Genomic DNA, 19,633 nt, shown 5'->3' on the forward strand with positions numbered 1-19,633 from the left:
AACTCGTTGCCCTCCGGGTCCGCCATCAGCACCCACTGGCCCCCGGGCTCCTTCACCTCGCGCAGCACCCGCGCCCCCAGCGCCTGAAGACGTGTCACCTCGTCCGCGCGCCGCTCCGGGCCGGCGTGCAGGTCGAGGTGGAGCCGGTTCTTCCCGGCCTTGGGCTCCGGCACCCGCTGGAACAGCAGCCGCCGCCCGAGCCCGGTGCCGGTCTCGGGGTCGTACGGGTCGTCGGGGTGGCGTACGGCGATCAGGTCACGGAAAGCGGGCCGCCCGTGGTACTCGACGGTGGCCTCCCCGGTCAGCGCGCCGGCGGACAGCAGCCGTTCGACGAGGGCGCTGTTGTCCTCGGGGGTGTAGTGCAGCGCGGCGGCCCAGAAGTCGGCCTGGGCGTGCGGGTCGGCCGCGTCGATGACGAGCTTCCAGTGCAGCGGGGCGGGTGCCGGTGTGGTCATGGCTCCCACTTATAGCCGGAGCCGTTCACCGGAAGAGGCTGTTCCGCGCGCCGTTCCGCGCGCCGCTCGCGCGCCGGCCCCGCTCAGGTTTCCAGCAAATGCCGTCGCGCGCACCGGCCCAGCAGCGCCGTCCCGTGCGCTCAGGCGTCCGCCGGCGCCGATGCCGGCGTCTCGGCGGTGCGGGCCGCCGGTACGGCGAGCCGCCTGGGCCGGCGCGCGGTGCGCAGCGCATCGCCCGTGAGCAGGATCAGCGCCAGCCAGACCAGGGCGAACCCGGCCCACCGCTCGGGCGGCATGGCCTCGTGGAAGTAGAGGATGCCGCACAGGAACTGGAAGATGGGGGCCAGGTACTGCAGCAGACCCAGCGTGGACAGCGGCACGCGGATCGCCGCCGCGCCGAAGCAGGCCAGCGGCAGGGCGGTGACGACGCCGGTGGAGGCGAGCAGGGCGGCGTGCCCGGCGCCCTCGCCCAGGAAGCTGGAGCCGCCGTGCGCGGTCAGCCACAGCAGATAGCCGAGCGCCGGCAGGAACTGGACCGCGGTCTCGGCGGCCAGCGACTCCACACCGCCGAGGGCGACCTTCTTCTTCACCAGCCCGTAGACGGCGAAGGAGAAGGCGAGGCAGAGCGAGATCCACGGCGGGCGGCCGTAGCCGATGGTCAGCACGAGGACGGCGGCGAAGCCGATCGCGACCGCCGCCCACTGCACGCGCCGCAGCCGCTCCTTCAGGATCAGCACGCCCATCGCGATGGTGACCAGCGGGTTGATGAAGTACCCGAGCGAGGCCTCGACCACATGGCCGGAGTTCACGGCCCAGATGTAGACGCCCCAGTTCACGGTGATGACGCCGGCCGCCAGCGCGACCAGGCCGAGCCGCCGGGGCTGGCGCAGCAGCTCCCCGGCCCAGGCCCAGCGCCGTACGAAGAGCAGCGCGACGGCGACGAACACCAGGGACCACACCATCCGGTGGGCCAGGATCTCCAGGGCGCCGGCGGGTTTGAGCAGCGGCCAGAACAGGGGGACCAGGCCCCACATGCCGTAGGCGGCGAAGCCGTTCAGCAGCCCTATGCGGTGCTCACCCTCGGACGTCCCGGCCACGGCCCCTCCTTCGTGCTCGCACACCCTTTCTGGACGCGCGAGAACGAAGGTAGCGCCGCACGTTCCCGGCTGTCATGTCCGTATCGCCACACGGTCATGACAGCCGGGTCCCCGAAGCGGTGTCAGCCCTTCAGCGCGGCGGTGACGGCCTCCGCCAGCGGCGTGGTCGGGCGGCCGATCAGGCGGGACAGGTCCCCGGAGGAGACGACCAGCTCGCCCTTCGCGATCGAGGCGTCCACGCCGGCCAGGATCCCGGCCAGCGGCGCGGGCAGCCCGGCGCCGGTCAGGATGCCGGTGAGGTCCTCCACCGAGACCGGGTTGTAGGCGATCTCCCGTCCGGTCTGCCGGCTCAGCTCGGCCGCGTACTCGGCGAAGCTCCAGGCCTCGTCGCCGCCCAGCTCGTACGTCGTGTTCTCGTGCCCCTCGCCGGTCAGCACCGCGACCGCGGCGGCGGCGTAGTCGGCGCGGGCGGCCGAGGAGACCCGGCCGTCGCCGGCGGCCTGGACGACCGCGTCGTGCGCCAGCACCGGCGCCAGGTTCTCCGTGTAGTTCTCGTGGTACCAGCCGTTGCGCAGCAGGCTGTACGGCAGGCCGGAGGCGAGCAGCACCCGCTCGGTCGCCCGGTGGTCGTCCGCCAGCGCGGCCGTCAGGGTGCCCGGGGCGCTGGTGTAGGCGAGCAGCGCCACGCCGGCCGCCCTGGCCGCCTCGATGACGGCCGTGTGCTGGGCGACCCGGCCCTTGTCGAACTCGTTGCCGGAGATCAGCAGGACCTTGTCGCCGGCGGCGAACAGGCCGTCGAAGGTCTCGGGCGCGTTGTAGTCGGCGACGGCCAGCCGCACCCCGCGGGCGGCGAGGTCGGCGGCCTTCGCCTCGTCGCGCACGACGGCGGTGATCTGCTCCGCCGGAACCTTCTCCAGCAGCTGCCGCACGACGTGGCGGCCGAGGTGTCCGGTGGCTCCGGTGACGACGATGCTCATGGTTCCCAACTCCTTGTCCGGGGGTATGACACTCACCCTAGGAGCTGCGCTAACCAAGAGAAAGTACCCACTTTGAAGTAAGGTACGGGCATGAAGGTAAGTGAGGGGAAGGGCGACGGCGAGGCCATGTGCCCCCACCGCCTGGTTCTGGAGCACGTCACCAGCCGCTGGGGTGTGCTGGTGCTGATCCAGCTCCACGACCGCTCGTACCGGTTCAGCGAACTGCGCCGTGCGATCGGCCGGGTCAGCGAGAAGATGCTCACCCAGACCCTCCAGACCCTGGAGCGCGACGGTCTGGTCCACCGGGACGCCAAACCGGTCATCCCGCCCCGCGTCGACTACTCCCTGACCGAGCTGGGCCGCGAGGCGACGGAGCAGGTGCGGGCGCTGGCGCAGTGGACGGAGCGGCGCATGGACGACGTGCTCAGCGCCCGCCGGGCATACGACGAGGCCCGGGACATCCAGCCCCGGGCCTCGTGAACCATCAGAAGGATCAGCCGACGACCGTCCAGGTGTCGCCGCCCGCCAGCAGCGCGGCCAGGTCGCCCTTGCCGCGCTGTTCGATCGCGGTGTCGAGCTGCTCGGCCAGCTGGGTGTCGTAGACCGGCCGGGTGACGGAGCGGAACACTCCGATCGGGGTGTGGTGCAGGGTGTCCGGGTCGGCGAGCCGGGACAGCGCGAAGGCCGTGGTCGGGGACGCGGCACGGGCGTCGTGCACCAGGACGTCCGCCTCGTTCTCCGGGGTCACGGTCACCACCTCCAGATCACCGGTCCGCCGGTCACGGACGACCCCTCTCGCCCCGTCGGGCCCGAAGCGGATCGGCTGCCCGTGCTCCAGCCGGATCAGCGCCTCCTCCGCCCGCTGCTTGTCCTTCAGGGCGTCGAACGCGCCGTCGTTGAAGATGTTGCAGTTCTGGTAGATCTCGATCAGCGCCGTGCCCGGATGGTCGGCGGCGGCGCGCAGCACCTCGGTCAGGTGCTTGCGGTCGGAGTCGATCGTCCGCGCCACGAAGGACGCCTCCGCGCCGAGCGCCAGCGACACCGGGTTGAACGGCGCGTCCAGCGACCCCATCGGCGTCGACTTGGTGATCTTGCCGACCTCGGAGGTCGGCGAGTACTGGCCCTTGGTCAGGCCATAGATCCGGTTGTTGAACAGCAGGATCTTCAGGTTGACGTTGCGGCGCAGCGCGTGGATCAGATGGTTGCCGCCGATGGACAGGGCGTCGCCGTCACCGGTGACCACCCACACGCTCAGGTCCCGGCGGGAGGAGGCCAGACCCGTCGCGATGGCCGGGGCGCGGCCGTGGATGGAGTGCATCCCGTAGGTGTTCATGTAGTACGGGAAGCGGGAGGAGCAGCCGATGCCGGAGACGAAGACGATGTTCTCCCGTGCCAGGCCCAGCTCCGGCATGAAGCCCTGGACGGCCGCGAGGATCGCGTAGTCACCGCAGCCCGGGCACCAGCGCACCTCCTGGTCCGACTTGAAGTCCTTCATCGACTGCTTGGCCTCGGCCTTGGGGACCAGCTGCAGCAGCCCGTTGGTGGCGTCAGTCATCGATGGCCTCCTTCAGCGCCGCGGCGAGCTGCTCCGCCTTGAACGGCATGCCGTTGACCTGGTTGTAGGAGTGGGCGTCGACCAGGTACTTCGCCCGGATGAGCGTGGCGAGCTGCCCGAGGTTCATCTCGGGGATCACCACCTTGTCGTAGCCCTTCAGCACCGTGCCGAGGTTGCGCGGGAAGGGGTTGAGGTGGCGCAGATGCGCCTGGGCGATCGGCTCGCCGGCCGCCCGCAGCCGCCGTACCGCCGCCGTGATCGGACCGTAGGTGGAGCCCCAGCCGAGGACCAGCGTCCGCGCGCCGTGCGGGTCGTCGACCTCCACGTCGGGGACGTCGATGCCGTCGACCTTGGCCTGCCGGGTGCGGACCATGAAGTCGTGGTTGGCCGGGTCGTAGGAGATGTTGCCCGTGCCGTCCTGCTTCTCGATGCCGCCGATGCGGTGCTCCAGCCCCGGCGTGCCGGGGATCGCCCACGGCCGGGCCAGGGTCTGCGGGTCCCGCTTGTACGGCCAGAAGACCTCGGTGCCGTCCTCCAGCGTGTGGTTCGGGCCGGAGGCGAACTGCACCCGCAGGTCGGGCAGCTCGTCCAGCTCGGGGATGCGCCAGGGCTCGGAGCCGTTGGCCAGGTAGCCGTCCGACAGCAGCATCACCGGCGTGCGGTACGTCAGCGCGATCCGGGCCGCCTCCAGAGCGGCGTCGAAGCAGTCGGCCGGGGTGCGCGGGGCGATCACCGGCACCGGGGCCTCGCCGTTGCGGCCGTACATCGCCTGCAGCAGATCGGCCTGCTCGGTCTTGGTCGGCAGACCCGTCGACGGGCCGCCGCGCTGGATGTCCACCACCAGCAGGGGCAGCTCCAGCGACACCGCGAGGCCGATCGTCTCCGACTTCAGCGCCACACCCGGCCCCGACGTCGTCGTCACCGCCAGCGAACCGCCGAACGCCGCGCCCAGCGCCGCCCCGATGCCCGCGATCTCGTCCTCGGCCTGGAAGGTGCGCACGCCGAAGTTCTTGTGCTTGCTCAGCTCGTGCAGGATGTCCGAGGCCGGCGTGATCGGGTACGACCCCAGGAACAGCGGCAGATCCGCCTGGCGGGACGCGGTGATCAGGCCGTAGGCCAGGGCGAGGTTGCCGGAGATGTTGCGGTAGGTGCCGACCGGGAAGGCCTTGGCGGCCGGCGCGACCTCGTAGGAGACCGCGAAGTCCTCCGTCGTCTCGCCGAAGTTCCAGCCCGCGCGGAACGCGGCGATGTTGGCCTCCGCGATCTCCGGCTTCTTCGCGAACTTCGACTTCAGGAACTTCTCGGTGCCCTCGGTGGGCCGGTGGTACATCCAGCTCAGCAGGCCCAGCGCGAACATGTTCTTGCTGCGCTCGGCCTCCTTGCGGGAGAGGTCGAACTCCTTCAGCGCCTCCACGGTGAGCGTGGTCAGCGGCACCGGGTGGAGGCTGTAGCCGTCGAGCGAGCCGTCCTCCAGCGGGGAGCGGTCGTACCCCACCTTCTGCAGGGCACGCTTGGTGAACTCGTCGGTGTTCACGATGATCTCGGCGCCACGGGGCACGTCGCCGATGTTGGCCTTCAGGGCGGCCGGATTCATCGCGACCAGGACGTTCGGCGCGTCACCGGGGGTGAGGATGTCGTGGTCGGCGAAGTGCAACTGAAAGGACGAGACACCCGGCAGGGTGCCGGCGGGGGCACGGATCTCGGCGGGGAAGTTCGGCAGGGTGGAGAGGTCGTTGCCGAAGGAAGCGGTCTCCGAGGTGAACCGGTCACCGGTGAGCTGCATGCCGTCACCCGAGTCCCCCGCGAACCGGATGATCACCCGGTCCAGGCGCCGCACGTCCTTCGCGCCGCCCGGTTTGCGCTGCTCTCCCACGACGGTTCCGTCGGTCTGCTCCGCTGGGCTGCTGACCTGGCTGGTCACTGAACTGGACCTCCTTCGAGGCGGCTGTCCGGGGCCGGTCGTCCCACGGACCGTCCCAGGATCAACCCTACGTCGGTTAGGGTCGCCTTCCCGAGGTCATCCGTGGATTGGACGAATTCGAGACGGCCTGTCGCGCTGACTTCACATCATGTCCCGCATCGCTGAAGCGCCGCTCAAGGCGCTCCCCGCGCGATTTCAGGTTCTCTCCTCCGGCGCTCGTCCGGGCCCCCGGTCACCCCCTACGACCTTCCCCGCTCTCCCGTCCGGGGCCGCTCCCGGCCCCCTCCAGGTCCCCCGTTCGAGTGCGGGCTCAGGAGTTCAGATAGGTGAGAACGGCCAGAACCCGCCGGTGGTCGCCGTCGCTCGGGGCCAGCCCGAGCTTCAGGAAGATGTTGCTGACGTGCTTCTCCACGGCACCGTCGCTGACCACCAGCTGCCGGGCGATGGCCGAGTTCGTGCGCCCCTCCGCCATCAGCCCGAGCACCTCGCGCTCCCGGGGCGTCAGCCCCGTCAGCACGTCCTGCTTGCGGCTGCGGCCGAGCAGCTGCGCGACCACCTCCGGGTCCAGCGCCGTACCGCCCTCGGCGACCCGCACCACCGCGTCCACGAACTCCCGCACGTCCGCGACCCGGTCCTTGAGCAGATAGCCGACACCCCGGCTGGAGCCCGCCAGCAGTTCGGTGGCGTAGCGCTCCTCGACGTACTGCGACAGCACCAGCACCCCGAGCCCGGGGTGCTGCCGGCGCAGCAGCACGGCGGCCCGCACGCCCTCGTCGGTGTGCGTCGGCGGCATCCGTACGTCCGCCACCACCACGTCGGGCAGCTCACCCTGGTCGGCCAGCTCCGCGATGGTCTTCACCAGCGCGTCCGCGTCGCCCACACCGGCGACGACCTCGTGCCCCCGGTCGGTCAGCAGCCGGGTCAGGCCCTCCCGAAGCAGCACGGAATCCTCGGCGATGACCACCCGCACCCTGTCCTCCACGATCTCCCGGTCCCCCCACGGCACCCGCTCCCTGCGACGACGCCGGTCCGCGCCGTCGTCCGTGGGACCAGCATTCCAGTATTCGCGCCGGACCGCCGCCGTACCGGGAAGAGCGGAGGAAGAGCCGGGGGAGGAGGCCCAGGGCCTGTCGTTCGGATCATGCCGGCGTCGCGGGGCGTGACCCTAGCCGCGCCAGGGCAGTTCCGCGATCACCCGGGTGGGGCCGCCCGCGGGGGAGTCCACGACCAGGACCCCGTCCACCGCGTCCAGACGCGCGGCCAGACCGGCCAGCCCGGAACCGCGGGAGACGTCGGCGCCGCCCACACCGTCGTCGCTCACCTGGAGCATCAGCCGGTCCTCCGAGCGCCAGACGTCGACCGAGGCGGTCCGGGCCCCGCTGTGCTTGCTGACGTTCTGCAGCAGCTCGGAGACGGTGAAGTAGGCGATGCCCTCGATGGCGGGCGTCGGCCGGGCCGGCAGGTCGACCTCCACCCGCACCGGCACCGTGCAGCGGGAGGCGACGGCCGACAGGGCCGCGTCCAGGCCGCGGTCGGTGAGTACGGCGGGGTGGATGCCGCGGGCGAGGTCGCGCAGCTCCTGCAGGGCCGTCTTCACCTCGCCGTGCGCCTCCTCCACCATCCGCGCCGCCGCCCGCGGGTCCTCCCGCAGCTTCTCCTTGGCCAGCCCCAGGTCCATCGCCAGGGCGACCAGCCGGGCCTGCGCCCCGTCGTGCAGGTCCCGCTCGATGCGGCGCAGATCGGCGGCGGCCGTGTCGACCACGGCCCCCCGGTCCGACTCCAGCTCCACCACCCGCGCCGACAGCCGCGACGGTCCGAGCAGCCCGCGCACCAGCAGTCCGTCCACCGTGGTCAGCGCCCGGACGAGCCACGGCGTGGCCAGGGTGAACACCAGACCGATCAAGGCGGTCACGGTGATCTCGAAGGGGTTGTCGAGGTAGACGCTGTGGTGGGCGTCGCCGTACAGCTGGATGCCGCCCTCGCCGGCATACGCCGGGAACACCCAGAACCACAGCGGGTAGGTCAGCAGCGCCCAGCCGCAGGTCCAGAAGCTCACCGCGACCGAGAACGAGAACACCGCCCACGGGAACTGCACCAGCGTGTACAGCGCGTGCCGCCAGGAGGCGCCGCTCTTGAGCATCGCGCCCATCCAGGCCAGCGCGCCCGGCTTGGCCACCCGCAGCGGCTCCGGGTCGGCCACCTCCACGCCGAGCAGCCCGCGCGCCCGGGCCCGCTCCAGCACCCCGAAGCCCCGGCAGCCGGCGAGTGCCGCCGCCAGCACCGGGATGCCGAGGAAGGTCACCAGCAGGCCCGCGCCGAGCGAGACCGTCGTCACCGTCCAGGTGAACAGCACGATCGCGATCGGCAGGCCGAGCAGCACGTAGCCGAACTCGCGCCAGCTGCGCGCCTCGACCGGCGCCCGCAGCGCGGCGGGCAGCCGGTGGTGCCGTTCGCTCCGGTGGGCGTACCCCTGTCCGTACTCCGTGGCCATCGGTGTCGTCCCGTTCTGCTCGTCGTGCTGGGCCTGCTGGGCGTGCTCGTCGTCCGGCGGCTGTCTCAGCCGTACTTCCAGGGTCGTCCGCCGCGCATACGTACGACATGGAGTCCGTCGGCGTCTTGAGCGGGGGGTTTTCCCTACCTCACCCGCCAAGGTCCGGCCCCCGCAGACGCGCGAGGACCCGGCACACCCGCAGAGCCGCCGCACCCGCGTCACCGACCCCGGCAACACCCACGGAACCGCCACGTCCGCACCGCGCCACCCGAGCCTGGCTCCGCAACACCCCACGAAGATCCGGACCCGCAACACCCCGCCAAGGTCCGGCCCCGCAAAGGGTGGGCCGTGCGGGTTCTGCCGCGGTGGCTTCGCCGGAGGGGGCCGGTCCGGTCAGGCCGTGCGGTCCCGCCAGGGCAGCTCGGCGGTGACCACCGTCGGGCCGCCGGCCGGGGAGTCGACCACGAACAGGCCGTCCACCGCGCCCAGCCGCTCCGCCAGGCCCCGCATGCCGCTGCCCCCGTCCAGCCGGGCGCCGCCCCGGCCGTCGTCCCGGACCTGGAGCATCAGCCGGTCCTCCGAGCGCCAGACGTCGACCGAGGCGGTCCGGGCGCCGCTGTGCTTGCTGACGTTCTGCAGCAGCTCGGAGACGGTGAAGTAGGCGATCCCCTCGATGGCCTCCGCGGGCCGGGCCGGCAGATCCACGGTCACCGTCACCGGCACCGTGCAGCGGGAGGCGACCGAGGACAGGGCCGCGTCCAGACCGCGGTCGGTGAGCACGGCCGGGTGGATGCCCCGGGCCAGATCGCGCAGCTCCTGGAGGGCCAGCTTCACCTCGCCGTGCGCCTCGGCCACCATCGCCGCCGCGGTGTCGGGGTCCTCCAGCAGCTTCTCCTTGGCCAGGCCGAGCCCCATGGCCAGGTTGACCAGCCGCGCCTGGGCGCCGTCGTGCAGGTCCCGTTCGATCCGGCGCAGATCGGCCGCCGCCGTGTCGACCACGATCCCGCGGTCGGACTCCAGTTCGGCGATACGGCGCTCCAGCTCGTCCGAGGGCGACAGCAGCCCGCGCACCATCGCCCGGTCCAGGTTCGCCATGCCCCGGGCGAGGTACGGCAGCACCGGCCACAGCACGAACAGCGAGGGCAGCACGACGCAGAAGGTGAGGATGCCCCAGGGCAGCCGGATCGCGTCGTACAGCAGGGTCCGCCAGCCCACCGGGTCCTTCAGCGCCATCCACAGCCGCTGCACCGGGCCGCCGCTCTTGGCCAGCGGCAGCGGAGTGGGCTCCTCCACCCGCACCCCGAGCAGTTTCCGGGCCCGGGCCCGCTCCAGCTTCCCCAGCTGCCGCGCGCCCAGCAGGCACAGCGCGAGCAGCGGGAGACCGATCACGGTGAGCGTGAGGGTGCCGCCGGCCACCAGCACGGTGAACGCGTACGTGAACCCGAGCACCGCCACCGGCAGGTTCAGCAGGAGATAGAGGATCTCCTTCCAGGTGTGCGCGTCGTAGGCCGGCCGGGGCGGAGGCAGCCGGTGCAGGCCCTCGTGTCCGTCACGGTCGTCGGTGCCGGTGCCGGTGCCGGTGCCGGTGCCGGGACGGTCGGTGCCGTCGGTCCGGTCGGCGGCGGGGTGGGGAGCGGTCATGCTGCTCAGCGTGCCGTGCCGGGCCCCGCTCACGCCATGCGGTACGCCGCCCTCCGCCCCCGGGGGAAAACCCCACCCTCACCGGCACGTGCTGTCTCACGGCGTGACGGGCTGCTTACCCGCTCTTTATCAGGGCCTAGACTCCCGTGCGTACACATCCTCGAATCGCGTGGCGCACATGCTTCACGGATTCACCAGGGTCACGAGGTCAGGGAGCGAGGGACGGACGGTGCGGGAGACGTTGGGGGACTCGTCGTTCGCCGCGGCGAACGTCGTCGCGGCCGATTACTTCCAGTCCTATTCGGTGGTCGGACTGCTCGCCGTCATCGGCGTGCTCTTCGTCGCGGTCGCCTTCGGCGCGGGCCGCCTGCTGCGCCCGGTGGTGCCGACGCCGGAGAAACTCCTGACCTACGAGTGCGGCGTCGACCCCGTCGGCGAGGGCTGGGCCCACACCCAGGTCCGCTACTACGTCTACGCCTTCCTCTACGTGATCTTCGCGGTCGACTCGATCTTCCTGTTCCCCTGGGCGACCGTCTTCGCCGCCCCCGGCTACGGCGCGACGACCCTCGTGGAGATGTTCATCTTCCTCGGCTTCCTCGCCGTGGGCCTGCTGTACGCATACAAGAAGGGCGTCCTGGCATGGACGTGAACCCCGCAGTCCCCGAGCCCGTCCTGCTGCCCGAGCCCCAGATGCCCGCAGCCGAAGGCAGGGGGAGGCTGGGCGCCCTCGCCCGGCTGGCTCCCGAGCCGATGAAGGTGGTGCTGAACTGGGGCCGCCGCTACTCGCTCTGGGTGTTCAACTTCGGCCTCGCCTGCTGCGCGATCGAGTTCATCGCCGCGTCGATGGCCCGGCACGACTTCATCCGGCTCGGTGTGATCCCGTTCGCGCCGGGCCCCCGCCAGGCCGACCTGATGGTGGTGTCGGGCACGGTCACGGACAAGATGGCACCGGCCGTCAAGCGCCTGTACGAGCAGATGCCCGAGCCGAAGTACGTCATCTCCTTCGGCGCGTGCAGCAACTGCGGCGGGCCGTACTGGGACTCCTACTCGGTGACGAAGGGCGTCGACCAGATCATCCCGGTGGACGTCTACGTCCCCGGCTGCCCGCCCCGCCCCGAGGCGCTGCTCCAGGGCATCCTCAAGCTCCAGGAGAAGATCGCCCGGGAGTCGCTGGGCGAGCGGTACGGCGGCGGGCCCGCCCGGCCGTCGGCGGCGGCGCTGCAGAGCGGCCTGGTGCGACCCCCGGCTCCCGTTTCCGGTTCCGGCTCTTCCGGCGCTGCGGAGGGGGACGCGCGATGAGCACGGCCGGCTGGCTGCCCGCCCCCGCCGAGGAACTCTTCGGCGCGGACGCCACGGCCGAGGAGTCCTACGACCTCCTGACCGTGGACGTACCGCCGTCGTCCTGGCTCACCGCCCTGGAGACGGCCCGTACGACCCTGTCCTGCACCTTCTTCGACTGGCTGAGCGCGGTCGACGAACCGGGCACCGGCTTCCGGGTGTCCGCGCACGTCGTCGCCCTGCACCCGGTCCGCCGTCTGCTGGTCCGTACGACGGTCCCGCACGACGCCCCCGCCCTGCCGTCCGCCGTCGGCGTCTACGCGGGCGCCGCCTGGCACGAGCGCGAAACCCACGAGATGTTCGGCGTGGTCTTCGAGGGCCACCCGGGCCTGGAGCACCTCCTCCTCCCGGAGACGTTCGAGGGCCACCCCCTCCGCAAGGACTTCGTCCTCGCCGCCCGCGTCGCCAAGGCCTGGCCGGGCGCCAAGGAGCCCGGCGAGTCCGAGCACGGCGGACCCAAGCGCCGCCAGATGCTGCCGCCGGGCGTACCCGACCCCAACGAGTGGGGCCCCCTCAAGGGCCAGCTGCCCCCCGCCCCGGCCCGCCCGGCCAGGGCGGCGGCGGGCCGCGCGGCGGGCGACCGTCCGTCCCGTGCGGCCGGCGACCGTCCGGTACGCCGGACCCGCTCGGCGTCGGAGGGCTCGGCGAGCCAGGCGGCGCAGGCCGGGGAGGCCGCTGCTCCGGGTCCGGCGGACGTTCCCGGCGCGGGTGCCGGGGCGGGGGCTCCGGCCCGGCCGCGTCGGATGCGGAGCGCGAGCGAGGGCTCGGCGAGCCAGCAGGCGGCGTCGGCCGAGGACGCGGCGACGCGCAAGCAGGGCGCCGCCGAGGGTGACGCCACCCGGGCCGCGGCGGAGGGACCGGCGCAGGGACCGGCCGCCGAGGCCTCGGTGGCCCACGAGCCCGGCCCGGCACCCGCGCCGGCCCGCCCGCGCCGCGCGCGCAGCGCCTCGGAGGGCTCGGCGTCCCAGCGGCCCCGGGCGGCGACGGACCGGAGTCCGGCCCCACGCAGCTCCGACGCCCCGTGGCACCACGCCCGCCCGGCCTTCGACGAGCCGGAGTCTGAGCGGACACCGGAGCCGGAGAAGACGCCGGAGCCGGAGCGGACGCCGGAGCCGGAGCCGCGGAAGGCCGCCGGATCCGGGCAGGCCCCCGCGCCGGAGGCGCCGTCCGAGGCACGCACCGGCGAAGCCGAGGCCCCCGACACCGCCGCCGACAGCGCCGAGACCCCCGAGCGCCCCGAGCGCCCCGAGACACCCGACGACCCCGCAGGAGGCCCGCAGTGAACGACGCGCTGGACGTCACCCTGCGACTCCTGGTCGTCTTCGTCGTCTTCCTCACGTTCCCGCTGATCGTGGGCCAGACCGAGCACAAGGTGATGGCCCACATGCAGGGCCGCCTCGGCCCGATGTACGCGGGCGGCTTCCACGGCTGGGCCCAGCTCATCGCGGACGGCGTGAAGTTCGCGCAGAAGGAGGACGTCGTCCCGGCGGGCGCCGACCGCCGGGTCTTCCAGCTCGCCCCCGCCGTGGCCCTGCTGCCGTACCTCCTCGTCCTGCTCGCCATCCCCATCGGCCCGAGCGAGGGCGCCGTCGGCCAGGTGCTGGACGCCGGCGTGTTCTTCGTGCTCGCGGTGATGGGCGTCGGCGTGCTCGGCTCGCTGATGGCCGGCTGGGCCAGCGCCAACAAGTTCTCCCTGCTCGGCGGCCTGCGCACGGCCGCCCAGCTGCTCGCCTACGAACTCCCGATGCTGCTGGCGGCGGCCTCCGTGGCGATGGCCGCGGGCACGGTCTCCCTGCCCGGCATCCTGCACGCCTTCCACTGGTGGTGGCTGCCGTGGCAGATCGTCGGCGCGATCGTCTTCTTCGTCGCCGGCCTCGCCGAGCTGCAGCGCCCGCCGTTCGACATGCCGGTGGCCGACTCGGAGATCATCTTCGGCGCGTACACCGAGTACACCGGCCTGCGCTTCGCCCTGTTCCTGCTCGCCGAGTACGCCGGCATCGTCGTCCTGTGCGGCCTGACCACCGTCCTCTTCCTGGGCGGCTGGCACGGCCCGTGGGGCGCCGACGGCCTCGGCTGGTTCTGGACCCTGGTGAAGACCGCGGTCCTCGCCTTCCTGGTCATCTGGCTCCGCGTGACCTACCCGCGGCTGCGCGAGGACCAGCTCCAGAAGCTCTCCTGGACCCTCCTCGTCCCCCTCTCCCTCGCCCAGATCGCCCTCACCGGCATCGTCAAGGTGGTGATCTCCTGATGTCCCACCCGTCGCCCGACCACCACCCCGTAACGACGCCCCCCGGGCGGCCCCGCCGGTCGATCCCCGGCGCCGGCCTCGCCAAGGGCCTGGCCGTCACCCTGCGCACGATGACCAGGAAGTCGGTCACCGAGCAGTACCCGGACGCCCTGCCCGAACTCCCGCCCCGCACCCGCGGCGTGATCGGCCTGTTCGAGGAGAACTGCACGGTCTGCATGCTGTGCGCCCGCGAGTGCCCGGACTGGTGCATCTACATCGACTCCCACAAGGAGACGGTGCCGCCCGCCGCCCCCGGCGGCCGGGAGCGCAGCCGCAACGTCCTCGACCGGTTCGCGATCGACTTCTCGCTGTGCATGTACTGCGGTATCTGCATCGAGGTCTGTCCTTTCGACGCGCTGTTCTGGTCCCCGGAGTTCGAGTACGCCGAGACCGACATCCGCGACCTCACCCACGAGCGGGACAAGCTCCGCGAGTGGATGTGGACCGTGCCGGCCCCGCCCGCCCTGGACCCCGGCGCGGAGGAGCCCAAGGAGATCGCCGCCGCCCGCAAGACCGCCGAGAAGCTGGCCGCGGCCCAGGCCGAGCCGGCCGACCCGCAGGAGGGCGCGTGATGACCCCCGCCGCAGCGACGGCCGTCCTGGCCGCTCCCGCCCCGCCCGGCTTCCTGTCCCCGACCGGCGTCGAGATCGCCTTCCTGCTCGTCGGCCTGGTCACCCTCGGCGCCGCGCTCGTCAGCGTCACCACCCGGCAACTGGTGCACGCCGCCCTGTGGCTGGTCGTCGCGCTCGGCGGCCTCGCCGTGGAGTACCTGCTGCTCACGGCCGAGTTCATCGCCTGGGTCCAGGTCCTGATCTACGTCGGTTCCGTCGTCGTCCTCCTGCTCTTCGGTCTGATGCTCACCAAGGCCCCCATCGGCCGCTCCCCGGACGCCGACTCCGGCAACCGCTGGGCCGCCCTGACCGTCGCGGTCGCCGCCGCGGTCGCCCTGGTGTGGGTGGTCGTGGACGCCTTCCGGACCACCTGGATCGACCTGGACGGCCCGGCCGCCGGCACCACCGAGGTCACCGGCGCCAGCCTGTTCCGGCACTGGGTGCTGCCGTTCGAGGCGCTGTCCGTGCTGCTCCTCGCGGCGCTGGTCGGCGCGATCGTCCTGTCCCGCAAGGCCAAGGCCGACGCCGCCGCCCCCGCGGCCCCCGGGAAGGAAGGCGCCCGCTGATGCACCTCGCCTACCCCGCCGTACTCTCCGCCCTCCTGTTCTGCACCGGCCTGTACGGCGTCCTCGCCCGCCGCAACGCCATCCTGGTCCTGATGTCGGTCGAGCTGATGCTCAACGCCGTCAACCTCAACCTGGTCGCCTTCGACGTCTGGCTCAGCCGGACCGCGCGGGAGACCCTGCACTCCGGCCAGGCGCTGACCCTGTTCACCATCGCCATCGCCGCCGCCGAGATCGGCATCGGCCTGGCGATCGTGCTCGCCGTCTACCGCAACCGCGGCACCTCCGACATCGACAAGCTCCGCGACACCGCCGAAGGCCCCGAGACCGCCGGCCCCGACACCGAGGGCCCCGGCACCTCCGCGGCCGAGAAGGCAGAGGCCACCGCGTGACCACGACCACCCTCGCCGTCCTCGTCCCCCTCCTGCCGTTCCTGGGCGCAGCGGCAGGCCTGCTGCTCGGCCGCACCGCCCCCGGGTTCGTCCGCCCGCTCGCCGTGCTGCCGCCGCTGGCCTCCCTGGTGCTGGCCGCGCTGGTCGCCGTGCGGCAGGGCGGCGACGCGGCCGTCGACGCCCGCACCGAGCTGACGCCCACCGGGTCCGTGCCGATCGAGCTGGCCCTGCACATCGACGGCTTCGCCGCGCTCGTCGCCGTCCTGGTCGCCTTCGTCGCGGCCTGCGTGCAGATCTACTCCACCGGCTACCTGCGCGACGACCCGCGCTACCCCTCGTACGCCGCTCTCGTCTCCCTGTTCACCTCCGCGATGCTCCTGGTCGTCTACTCCGGCGACCTGATGGTGCTGCTGGTCGGCTGGGAAGTCATGGGCATCTGCTCCTACTTCCTGGTCGGCCACTACTGGGAGACCCCCGAGGCCCGCGCCGCCTCCCTGAAGGCCTTCCTGGTCACCAAGCTCGGCGACGTGCCGTTCCTCATCGGCCTCTTCGCGCTGGCCGCCGACGCCGGGTCGTTCCGCCTCACCCGTGTCCTCGGCGCCGTCGCGAGCGGCGCCGTCGACCACCCGACGCCGATCGCGCTGCTGCTGCTCGCCGGTGTCGCGGGCAAGTCGGCGCAGTTCCCGCTGCACACCTGGCTCCCGGACGCGATGGCGGGCCCGACGCCCGTCTCGGCGCTGATCCACGCCGCGACGATGGTCGCCGCCGGTGTCTACTTCATCGCCCGTCTCCTCCCGCTCTTCCAGGCCTCCCGGGCCGCGATGGTGGTCCTCGCCGTCATGGCCGCCGTCACGATGGCCGGCTCCGCGCTCGCCGCGCTCGCCCAGGACGACATCAAGCGCGTCCTCGCCTACTCGACGGTCGGCCAGCTCGGCTACATGACCGGCGCCCTCGCCGTCGGCGACCGCGGTGCCGCCGTCTTCCACCTCCTCACGCACGGCGCCTTCAAGGCGCTGCTGTTCCTCGCGGCCGGCGTGATCATCCACGCCGCCGGCACCAACTCGCTGGCCGCCATGTCCCGCATGCGCGGCCTGCGCGACCGGATCCCGGACGCCTACTGGACGATGACCGTGGCGCTGCTCGCGCTCGCCGCGATCCCGCCCTTCAGCGGCTTCTTCTCCAAGGAGTCCGTCCTCGGCGCCGCCGAGCACGTGACGGCCGGCCACACCGAGCACGCCCCCGGCGCCGCCGGCTGGATCGTCCTCGCCGCCGGCCTGCTCACCGCCCTGCTCACCGCCGCCTACGCCACCCGGCTGTGGCTGCTGGCCTTCCGCGGCCGGGGCGCCGAGGCCCCCGACCACGGCAGGCAGCCACTGACCATGACCGTGGTGCTGTGGGTCCTTGCGGTCCCCTCCCTGGCCCTCGGCGGACTCGCCTACCGCTCGCTGCCCGGCTGGTTCGACGGCCGCGACCTGACCCCGACCCTGCTCACCTCCATCCTCGGCACGGGCCTCGCCGTGGTCGGCGGGCTCCTCACCTACGGCGCCTGGCAGCGCACCACCGCGCTCGCCGCCCGCACCCCGCTCGGCGCCGTCGCCGCCCACCCCGAGGGCGACGCCGGCCTGGTCGAGGCCGAGGCCATCGCCACCCACCAGCCGGCCTACGGCGACATCGCCCACGCGCCCGACCCGGCGGACCCCGGACGGCTGCTGCTCGGCCCGCTGCACCGGACCGCGGCCGCCGGCTTCCACCTGGACGCCGTGTACACGGCCCTGTTCGTCCGCCCGGTCCAGGCCGGAGCGAGCCTCGTCCGGTTCCTCGACCGCGAGGTCGTCGACACCTACGTCCGCGCCGCCGCCGCCCTGCCCCGGCTGCTCGGGGCCGCCGTACGGCGCACCCAGACCGGCAATGTGCAGACCTATGTGAGCGCGCTGCTCGCCGGCACCGTCGTCCTGGCGGTCGCCGTCCTCCTCGTCGCCACGGGAGCGTGAGCAGGCGTGATCGATATCAACGAGTCCGTGATGCAGTTCCTTCTGGCATTCGTCGTCGTCGGCCCGCTCCTCGGCGCCGCCGCCGCCCTCCTCCCGGCCCCGCCCGGGCTGAAGGGGAAGTCCCCCGAGCAGGCCGTGCTGCGGCACGGCGTGACCGTGACCGGCGCGATCCTCGTCGCCGCGCTCGCCCTCGCGCTCGGCTTCGACCACGACCATCCGTCGAAGATGCAGGCCACGACCGACATCAGCTGGATCCCCGCACTCGACGTGCGGATCCACCTCGGCATCGACGGCATCTCCCTCCCCCTCCTGGTCCTGACCGCGCTGCTGACCTTCCTCTGCGCGCTCTACTCCTACGCCAAGCCGCCGACGGGCCCGTCCCCGAAGGCGTTCGTCGCCCTCCTGCTCCTGCTGGAGTCCGGCACCCTCGCCACCTTCGCCGTCCTCGACCTGCTGCTGTTCTTCCTCGCGTTCGAGATGGTGCTCATCCCGATGTACTTCCTCATCGCCCGCTGGGGCGGCGAGGACCGGACCCGGGCCGCGTGGAAGTTCATCCTGTTCACGCTGCTCGGCTCCGTGGTCATGCTGCTCGGCCTGCTCCTGATCGGCGTTCAGGCGGGCACGTTCGACATGGTGGCACTCGCCACTGACAACGGCCGGTCGCTGACCACGTCCGTGCAGGTCATCGCCGTTCTGGCGATCGGGATCGGACTCGCCGTGAAGACCCCGATGTGGCCGCTGCACAGCTGGCTGCCGGACGCCCACACCGCCGCGCCGACCGTCGGCTCCGTGCTGCTGGCCGGTGTCCTGCTGAAGATGGGTACGTACGGTTTCGTCCGGATCCTGCTGCCGGTGGCGCCCGACGGCTTCCGCACCTTCGCGCCGTACCTCGCCGCGCTCGCCGTCGTCGGCATCATCTACGGGTCCCTGGCCTGCCTGGCCCTCGCCAGACAAGGCGCGAAGGGCGACCTCAAGCGGCTGATCGCCTACTCCTCCGTCGGCCACATGGGCTTCGTCCTGCTCGGCGTCGCCACCATGACCCCGACCGGCGTGAACGGCGCCCTCTTCGCCAACATCGCCCACGGCCTCATCACCGGCCTGCTGTTCTTCCTGGTCGGCGCGCTGAAGGAACGCACCGGCACGACCGACCTGGACGCCCTCGCGAAGGAGACCGGCGCCGCGCTGTACGGCAGGGCCCCGCGCCTCGGCGGCCTGCTCGCCTTCGGCGCCGTCGCCTCCCTCGGCCTGCCCGGACTCGCCGGCTTCTGGGGCGAGATGCTCGCGCTGTTCGGCGCCTTCCGGCCCGCCGCCGGCCTCAGCCGGCCGGCCTTCCTCACCTTCATGGCGATCGGCGCGTTCGGCACCCTGCTCACGGCCGCGTACCTGCTGATCGTGGTCCGCCGCGTCTGCATGGGCGGCGCCCAGCGGGAGGTGCCGGAACTCGCCGACGTACGCGGCTACGAGTTCGCCGCCTGGACCCCGCTCGTCACCCTGACCGTCCTCGCCGGACTGTGGCCGAAGGTCCTGCTCGGCCTGACCGACCCGGCCGTGCAGCAGCTCCTCGCAGGAGGCACCCGATGAGCGCCCAGCCGCTTGCCGAGTCGCTGGTCCAGTCCGTCGACTGGCTCGCGATCGCCCCGCCCACCATCGCGGCCGTCGTGGCGCTCGCCGTCCTCGTCGCCGACCTGTTCGTCCCCGAACCCCGCAAGGCCCTGCTCGGCTGGGCCTCGGTCGCGGGACTCGCCGCGGCCACCCTGATGCTGCTGCCCCTCCTGGACGGCGACCGCAGCACCTTCTGCGTCACCGGCCCCGCGCGCGCGTGCAGCTACACCGCCGACCACTTCACCCTCGTCATCCAGTTCCTGGTGCTCGGCGGCGCCCTGCTCGCGGCCCTGCTGTCGGTCACCCACCTGGACGACGACCGGCGGCGCGTCCCGGCGGGCGAGTTCTGGTTCCTGCTGCTGTCCTCCGCGGCCGGCGCCGCCCTGCTGCCCGCCTCCCGCGACCTGGCCACCCTGATCGTCGCCCTGGAGGTCGCCTCCCTGCCCGCCTTCGCCCTCGTCGGCATCCGGCACGGCGACGAGCGGTCCTCCGAGGCCGCCCTGAAGTTCTTCCTGTCCTCGGTCACCGCCACCGCGGTCAGCCTCATGGGCATCAGCTTCCTGTACGCCTCCACGGGCACCCTCTACCTCACCCAGCTCGCCCAGCGCCTGCCGCAGGTCGACGGCCAGCTGCACACCCTCGCCCAGGCCGGCGTCGTCCTCACCCTCGTCGGCTTCGCCTTCAAGACGGCCGCCGTGCCCTTCCACTTCTG

19 protein-coding genes are annotated in these 19,633 nt (G+C 72.6%); 11 read left to right on the forward strand and 8 right to left on the reverse strand.

Annotated features, from left to right (window positions below; translation table 11 throughout):
• The 3 genes from CCN44_RS27250 to CCN44_RS27260 all read right to left on the reverse strand — a co-directional run.
• The coding region (locus tag CCN44_RS27250; protein ID WP_086700388.1) for a VOC family protein at positions 1–455 on the reverse strand (455 nt) is incomplete at its 3' end.
• Positions 456–595: 140 nt separating this feature from the next.
• Positions 596–1,552, reverse strand: coding sequence for an EamA family transporter RarD (rarD, locus tag CCN44_RS27255; protein ID WP_059251961.1), 957 nt, complete (start codon positions 1,550–1,552; stop codon positions 596–598).
• 122 nt (positions 1,553–1,674) lie between these two features.
• The gene (locus tag CCN44_RS27260) at positions 1,675–2,529 is read right to left on the reverse strand and encodes an SDR family oxidoreductase (RefSeq protein WP_059251963.1); all 855 of its coding nucleotides are present in this window, start codon (positions 2,527–2,529) and stop codon (positions 1,675–1,677) included.
• Positions 2,530–2,619: 90 nt separating this feature from the next.
• Between CCN44_RS27260 and CCN44_RS27265 the strand changes: the two genes are divergently transcribed.
• Positions 2,620–3,009, forward strand: coding sequence for a winged helix-turn-helix transcriptional regulator (locus CCN44_RS27265; protein WP_086700391.1), 390 nt, complete (start codon positions 2,620–2,622; stop codon positions 3,007–3,009).
• 13 nt (positions 3,010–3,022) lie between these two features.
• Here the strand turns inward: CCN44_RS27265 and CCN44_RS27270 are convergent, their stop codons facing one another.
• The 5 genes from CCN44_RS27270 to CCN44_RS27290 form a co-directional block, all read right to left on the reverse strand.
• Positions 3,023–4,084: a 2-oxoacid:ferredoxin oxidoreductase subunit beta gene (locus CCN44_RS27270; protein WP_086700394.1), complete on the reverse strand. Its 1,062-nt coding sequence runs from the start codon at positions 4,082–4,084 to the stop codon at positions 3,023–3,025.
• Positions 4,077–6,005 carry a 2-oxoacid:acceptor oxidoreductase subunit alpha gene (locus tag CCN44_RS27275; RefSeq protein ID WP_059251969.1) on the reverse strand — a complete coding sequence of 643 codons (1,929 nt, stop codon included), beginning with the start codon at positions 6,003–6,005 and terminating at the stop codon, positions 4,077–4,079. Before CCN44_RS27275 ends, CCN44_RS27270 begins: the two co-directional genes overlap by 8 nt.
• Before the next feature lie 310 nt (positions 6,006–6,315).
• Positions 6,316–6,987, reverse strand: a complete 672-nt coding sequence (locus tag CCN44_RS27280) for a response regulator transcription factor (protein WP_059255177.1) — start codon at positions 6,985–6,987, stop codon at positions 6,316–6,318.
• A gap of 183 nt (positions 6,988–7,170) precedes the next feature.
• A complete protein-coding gene (locus CCN44_RS27285) occupies positions 7,171–8,496 on the reverse strand; it encodes a sensor histidine kinase (RefSeq protein ID WP_086700397.1) in 1,326 nt (441 codons plus the stop codon).
• Between the two features lie 393 nt (positions 8,497–8,889).
• Positions 8,890–10,137 (reverse strand): sensor histidine kinase, encoded by a 1,248-nt coding sequence (locus CCN44_RS27290; protein ID WP_223283817.1) that lies wholly within the window; start codon positions 10,135–10,137, stop codon positions 8,890–8,892.
• A 229-nt stretch (positions 10,138–10,366) separates the two neighbouring features.
• Here CCN44_RS27290 and CCN44_RS27295 point away from each other — a divergent pair, with 229 nt between their 5' ends.
• The 10 genes from CCN44_RS27295 to CCN44_RS27340 form a co-directional block, all read left to right on the forward strand.
• Entirely contained in the window at positions 10,367–10,786 is a 420-nt protein-coding gene (locus tag CCN44_RS27295; RefSeq protein ID WP_059251975.1) for an NADH-quinone oxidoreductase subunit A, read from the forward strand.
• The gene (locus CCN44_RS27300) at positions 10,777–11,436 is read left to right on the forward strand and encodes an NADH-quinone oxidoreductase subunit B (protein ID WP_059251977.1); all 660 of its coding nucleotides are present in this window, start codon (positions 10,777–10,779) and stop codon (positions 11,434–11,436) included. The genes CCN44_RS27295 and CCN44_RS27300 overlap by 10 nt, the downstream gene beginning before the upstream one ends.
• Positions 11,433–12,758 carry an NADH-quinone oxidoreductase subunit C gene (locus CCN44_RS27305; RefSeq protein WP_086700399.1) on the forward strand — a complete coding sequence of 442 codons (1,326 nt, stop codon included), beginning with the start codon at positions 11,433–11,435 and terminating at the stop codon, positions 12,756–12,758. Before CCN44_RS27300 ends, CCN44_RS27305 begins: the two co-directional genes overlap by 4 nt.
• Entirely contained in the window at positions 12,755–13,723 is a 969-nt protein-coding gene (locus tag CCN44_RS27310; RefSeq protein WP_086700402.1) for a complex I subunit 1/NuoH family protein, read from the forward strand. The genes CCN44_RS27305 and CCN44_RS27310 overlap by 4 nt, the downstream gene beginning before the upstream one ends.
• Before the next feature lie 110 nt (positions 13,724–13,833).
• The gene (locus tag CCN44_RS27315; RefSeq protein WP_059255178.1) at positions 13,834–14,334 is read left to right on the forward strand and encodes a 4Fe-4S binding protein; all 501 of its coding nucleotides are present in this window, start codon (positions 13,834–13,836) and stop codon (positions 14,332–14,334) included.
• Complete coding sequence (locus CCN44_RS27320; RefSeq protein WP_086700404.1) at positions 14,334–14,939, forward strand: NADH-quinone oxidoreductase subunit J family protein; 606 nt, start codon at positions 14,334–14,336, stop codon at positions 14,937–14,939. Before CCN44_RS27315 ends, CCN44_RS27320 begins: the two co-directional genes overlap by 1 nt.
• Complete coding sequence (nuoK, locus tag CCN44_RS27325; RefSeq protein WP_059251985.1) at positions 14,939–15,328, forward strand: NADH-quinone oxidoreductase subunit NuoK; 390 nt, start codon at positions 14,939–14,941, stop codon at positions 15,326–15,328. The genes CCN44_RS27320 and nuoK overlap by 1 nt, the downstream gene beginning before the upstream one ends.
• The gene (locus tag CCN44_RS27330; RefSeq protein ID WP_059251987.1) at positions 15,325–17,319 is read left to right on the forward strand and encodes an NADH-quinone oxidoreductase subunit 5 family protein; all 1,995 of its coding nucleotides are present in this window, start codon (positions 15,325–15,327) and stop codon (positions 17,317–17,319) included. Before nuoK ends, CCN44_RS27330 begins: the two co-directional genes overlap by 4 nt.
• Before the next feature lie 6 nt (positions 17,320–17,325).
• Entirely contained in the window at positions 17,326–18,900 is a 1,575-nt protein-coding gene (locus tag CCN44_RS27335; RefSeq protein WP_059251990.1) for a complex I subunit 4 family protein, read from the forward strand.
• Positions 18,897–19,633, forward strand: a 737-nt coding sequence (locus CCN44_RS27340; RefSeq protein ID WP_276329130.1) for a proton-conducting transporter transmembrane domain-containing protein, incomplete at its 3' end; no start/stop codon positions are given. The genes CCN44_RS27335 and CCN44_RS27340, both read left to right, overlap by 4 nt.

This window comes from Streptomyces tricolor (assembly GCF_002155905.1).
Lineage (GTDB): Bacteria > Actinomycetota > Actinomycetes > Streptomycetales > Streptomycetaceae > Streptomyces > Streptomyces tricolor.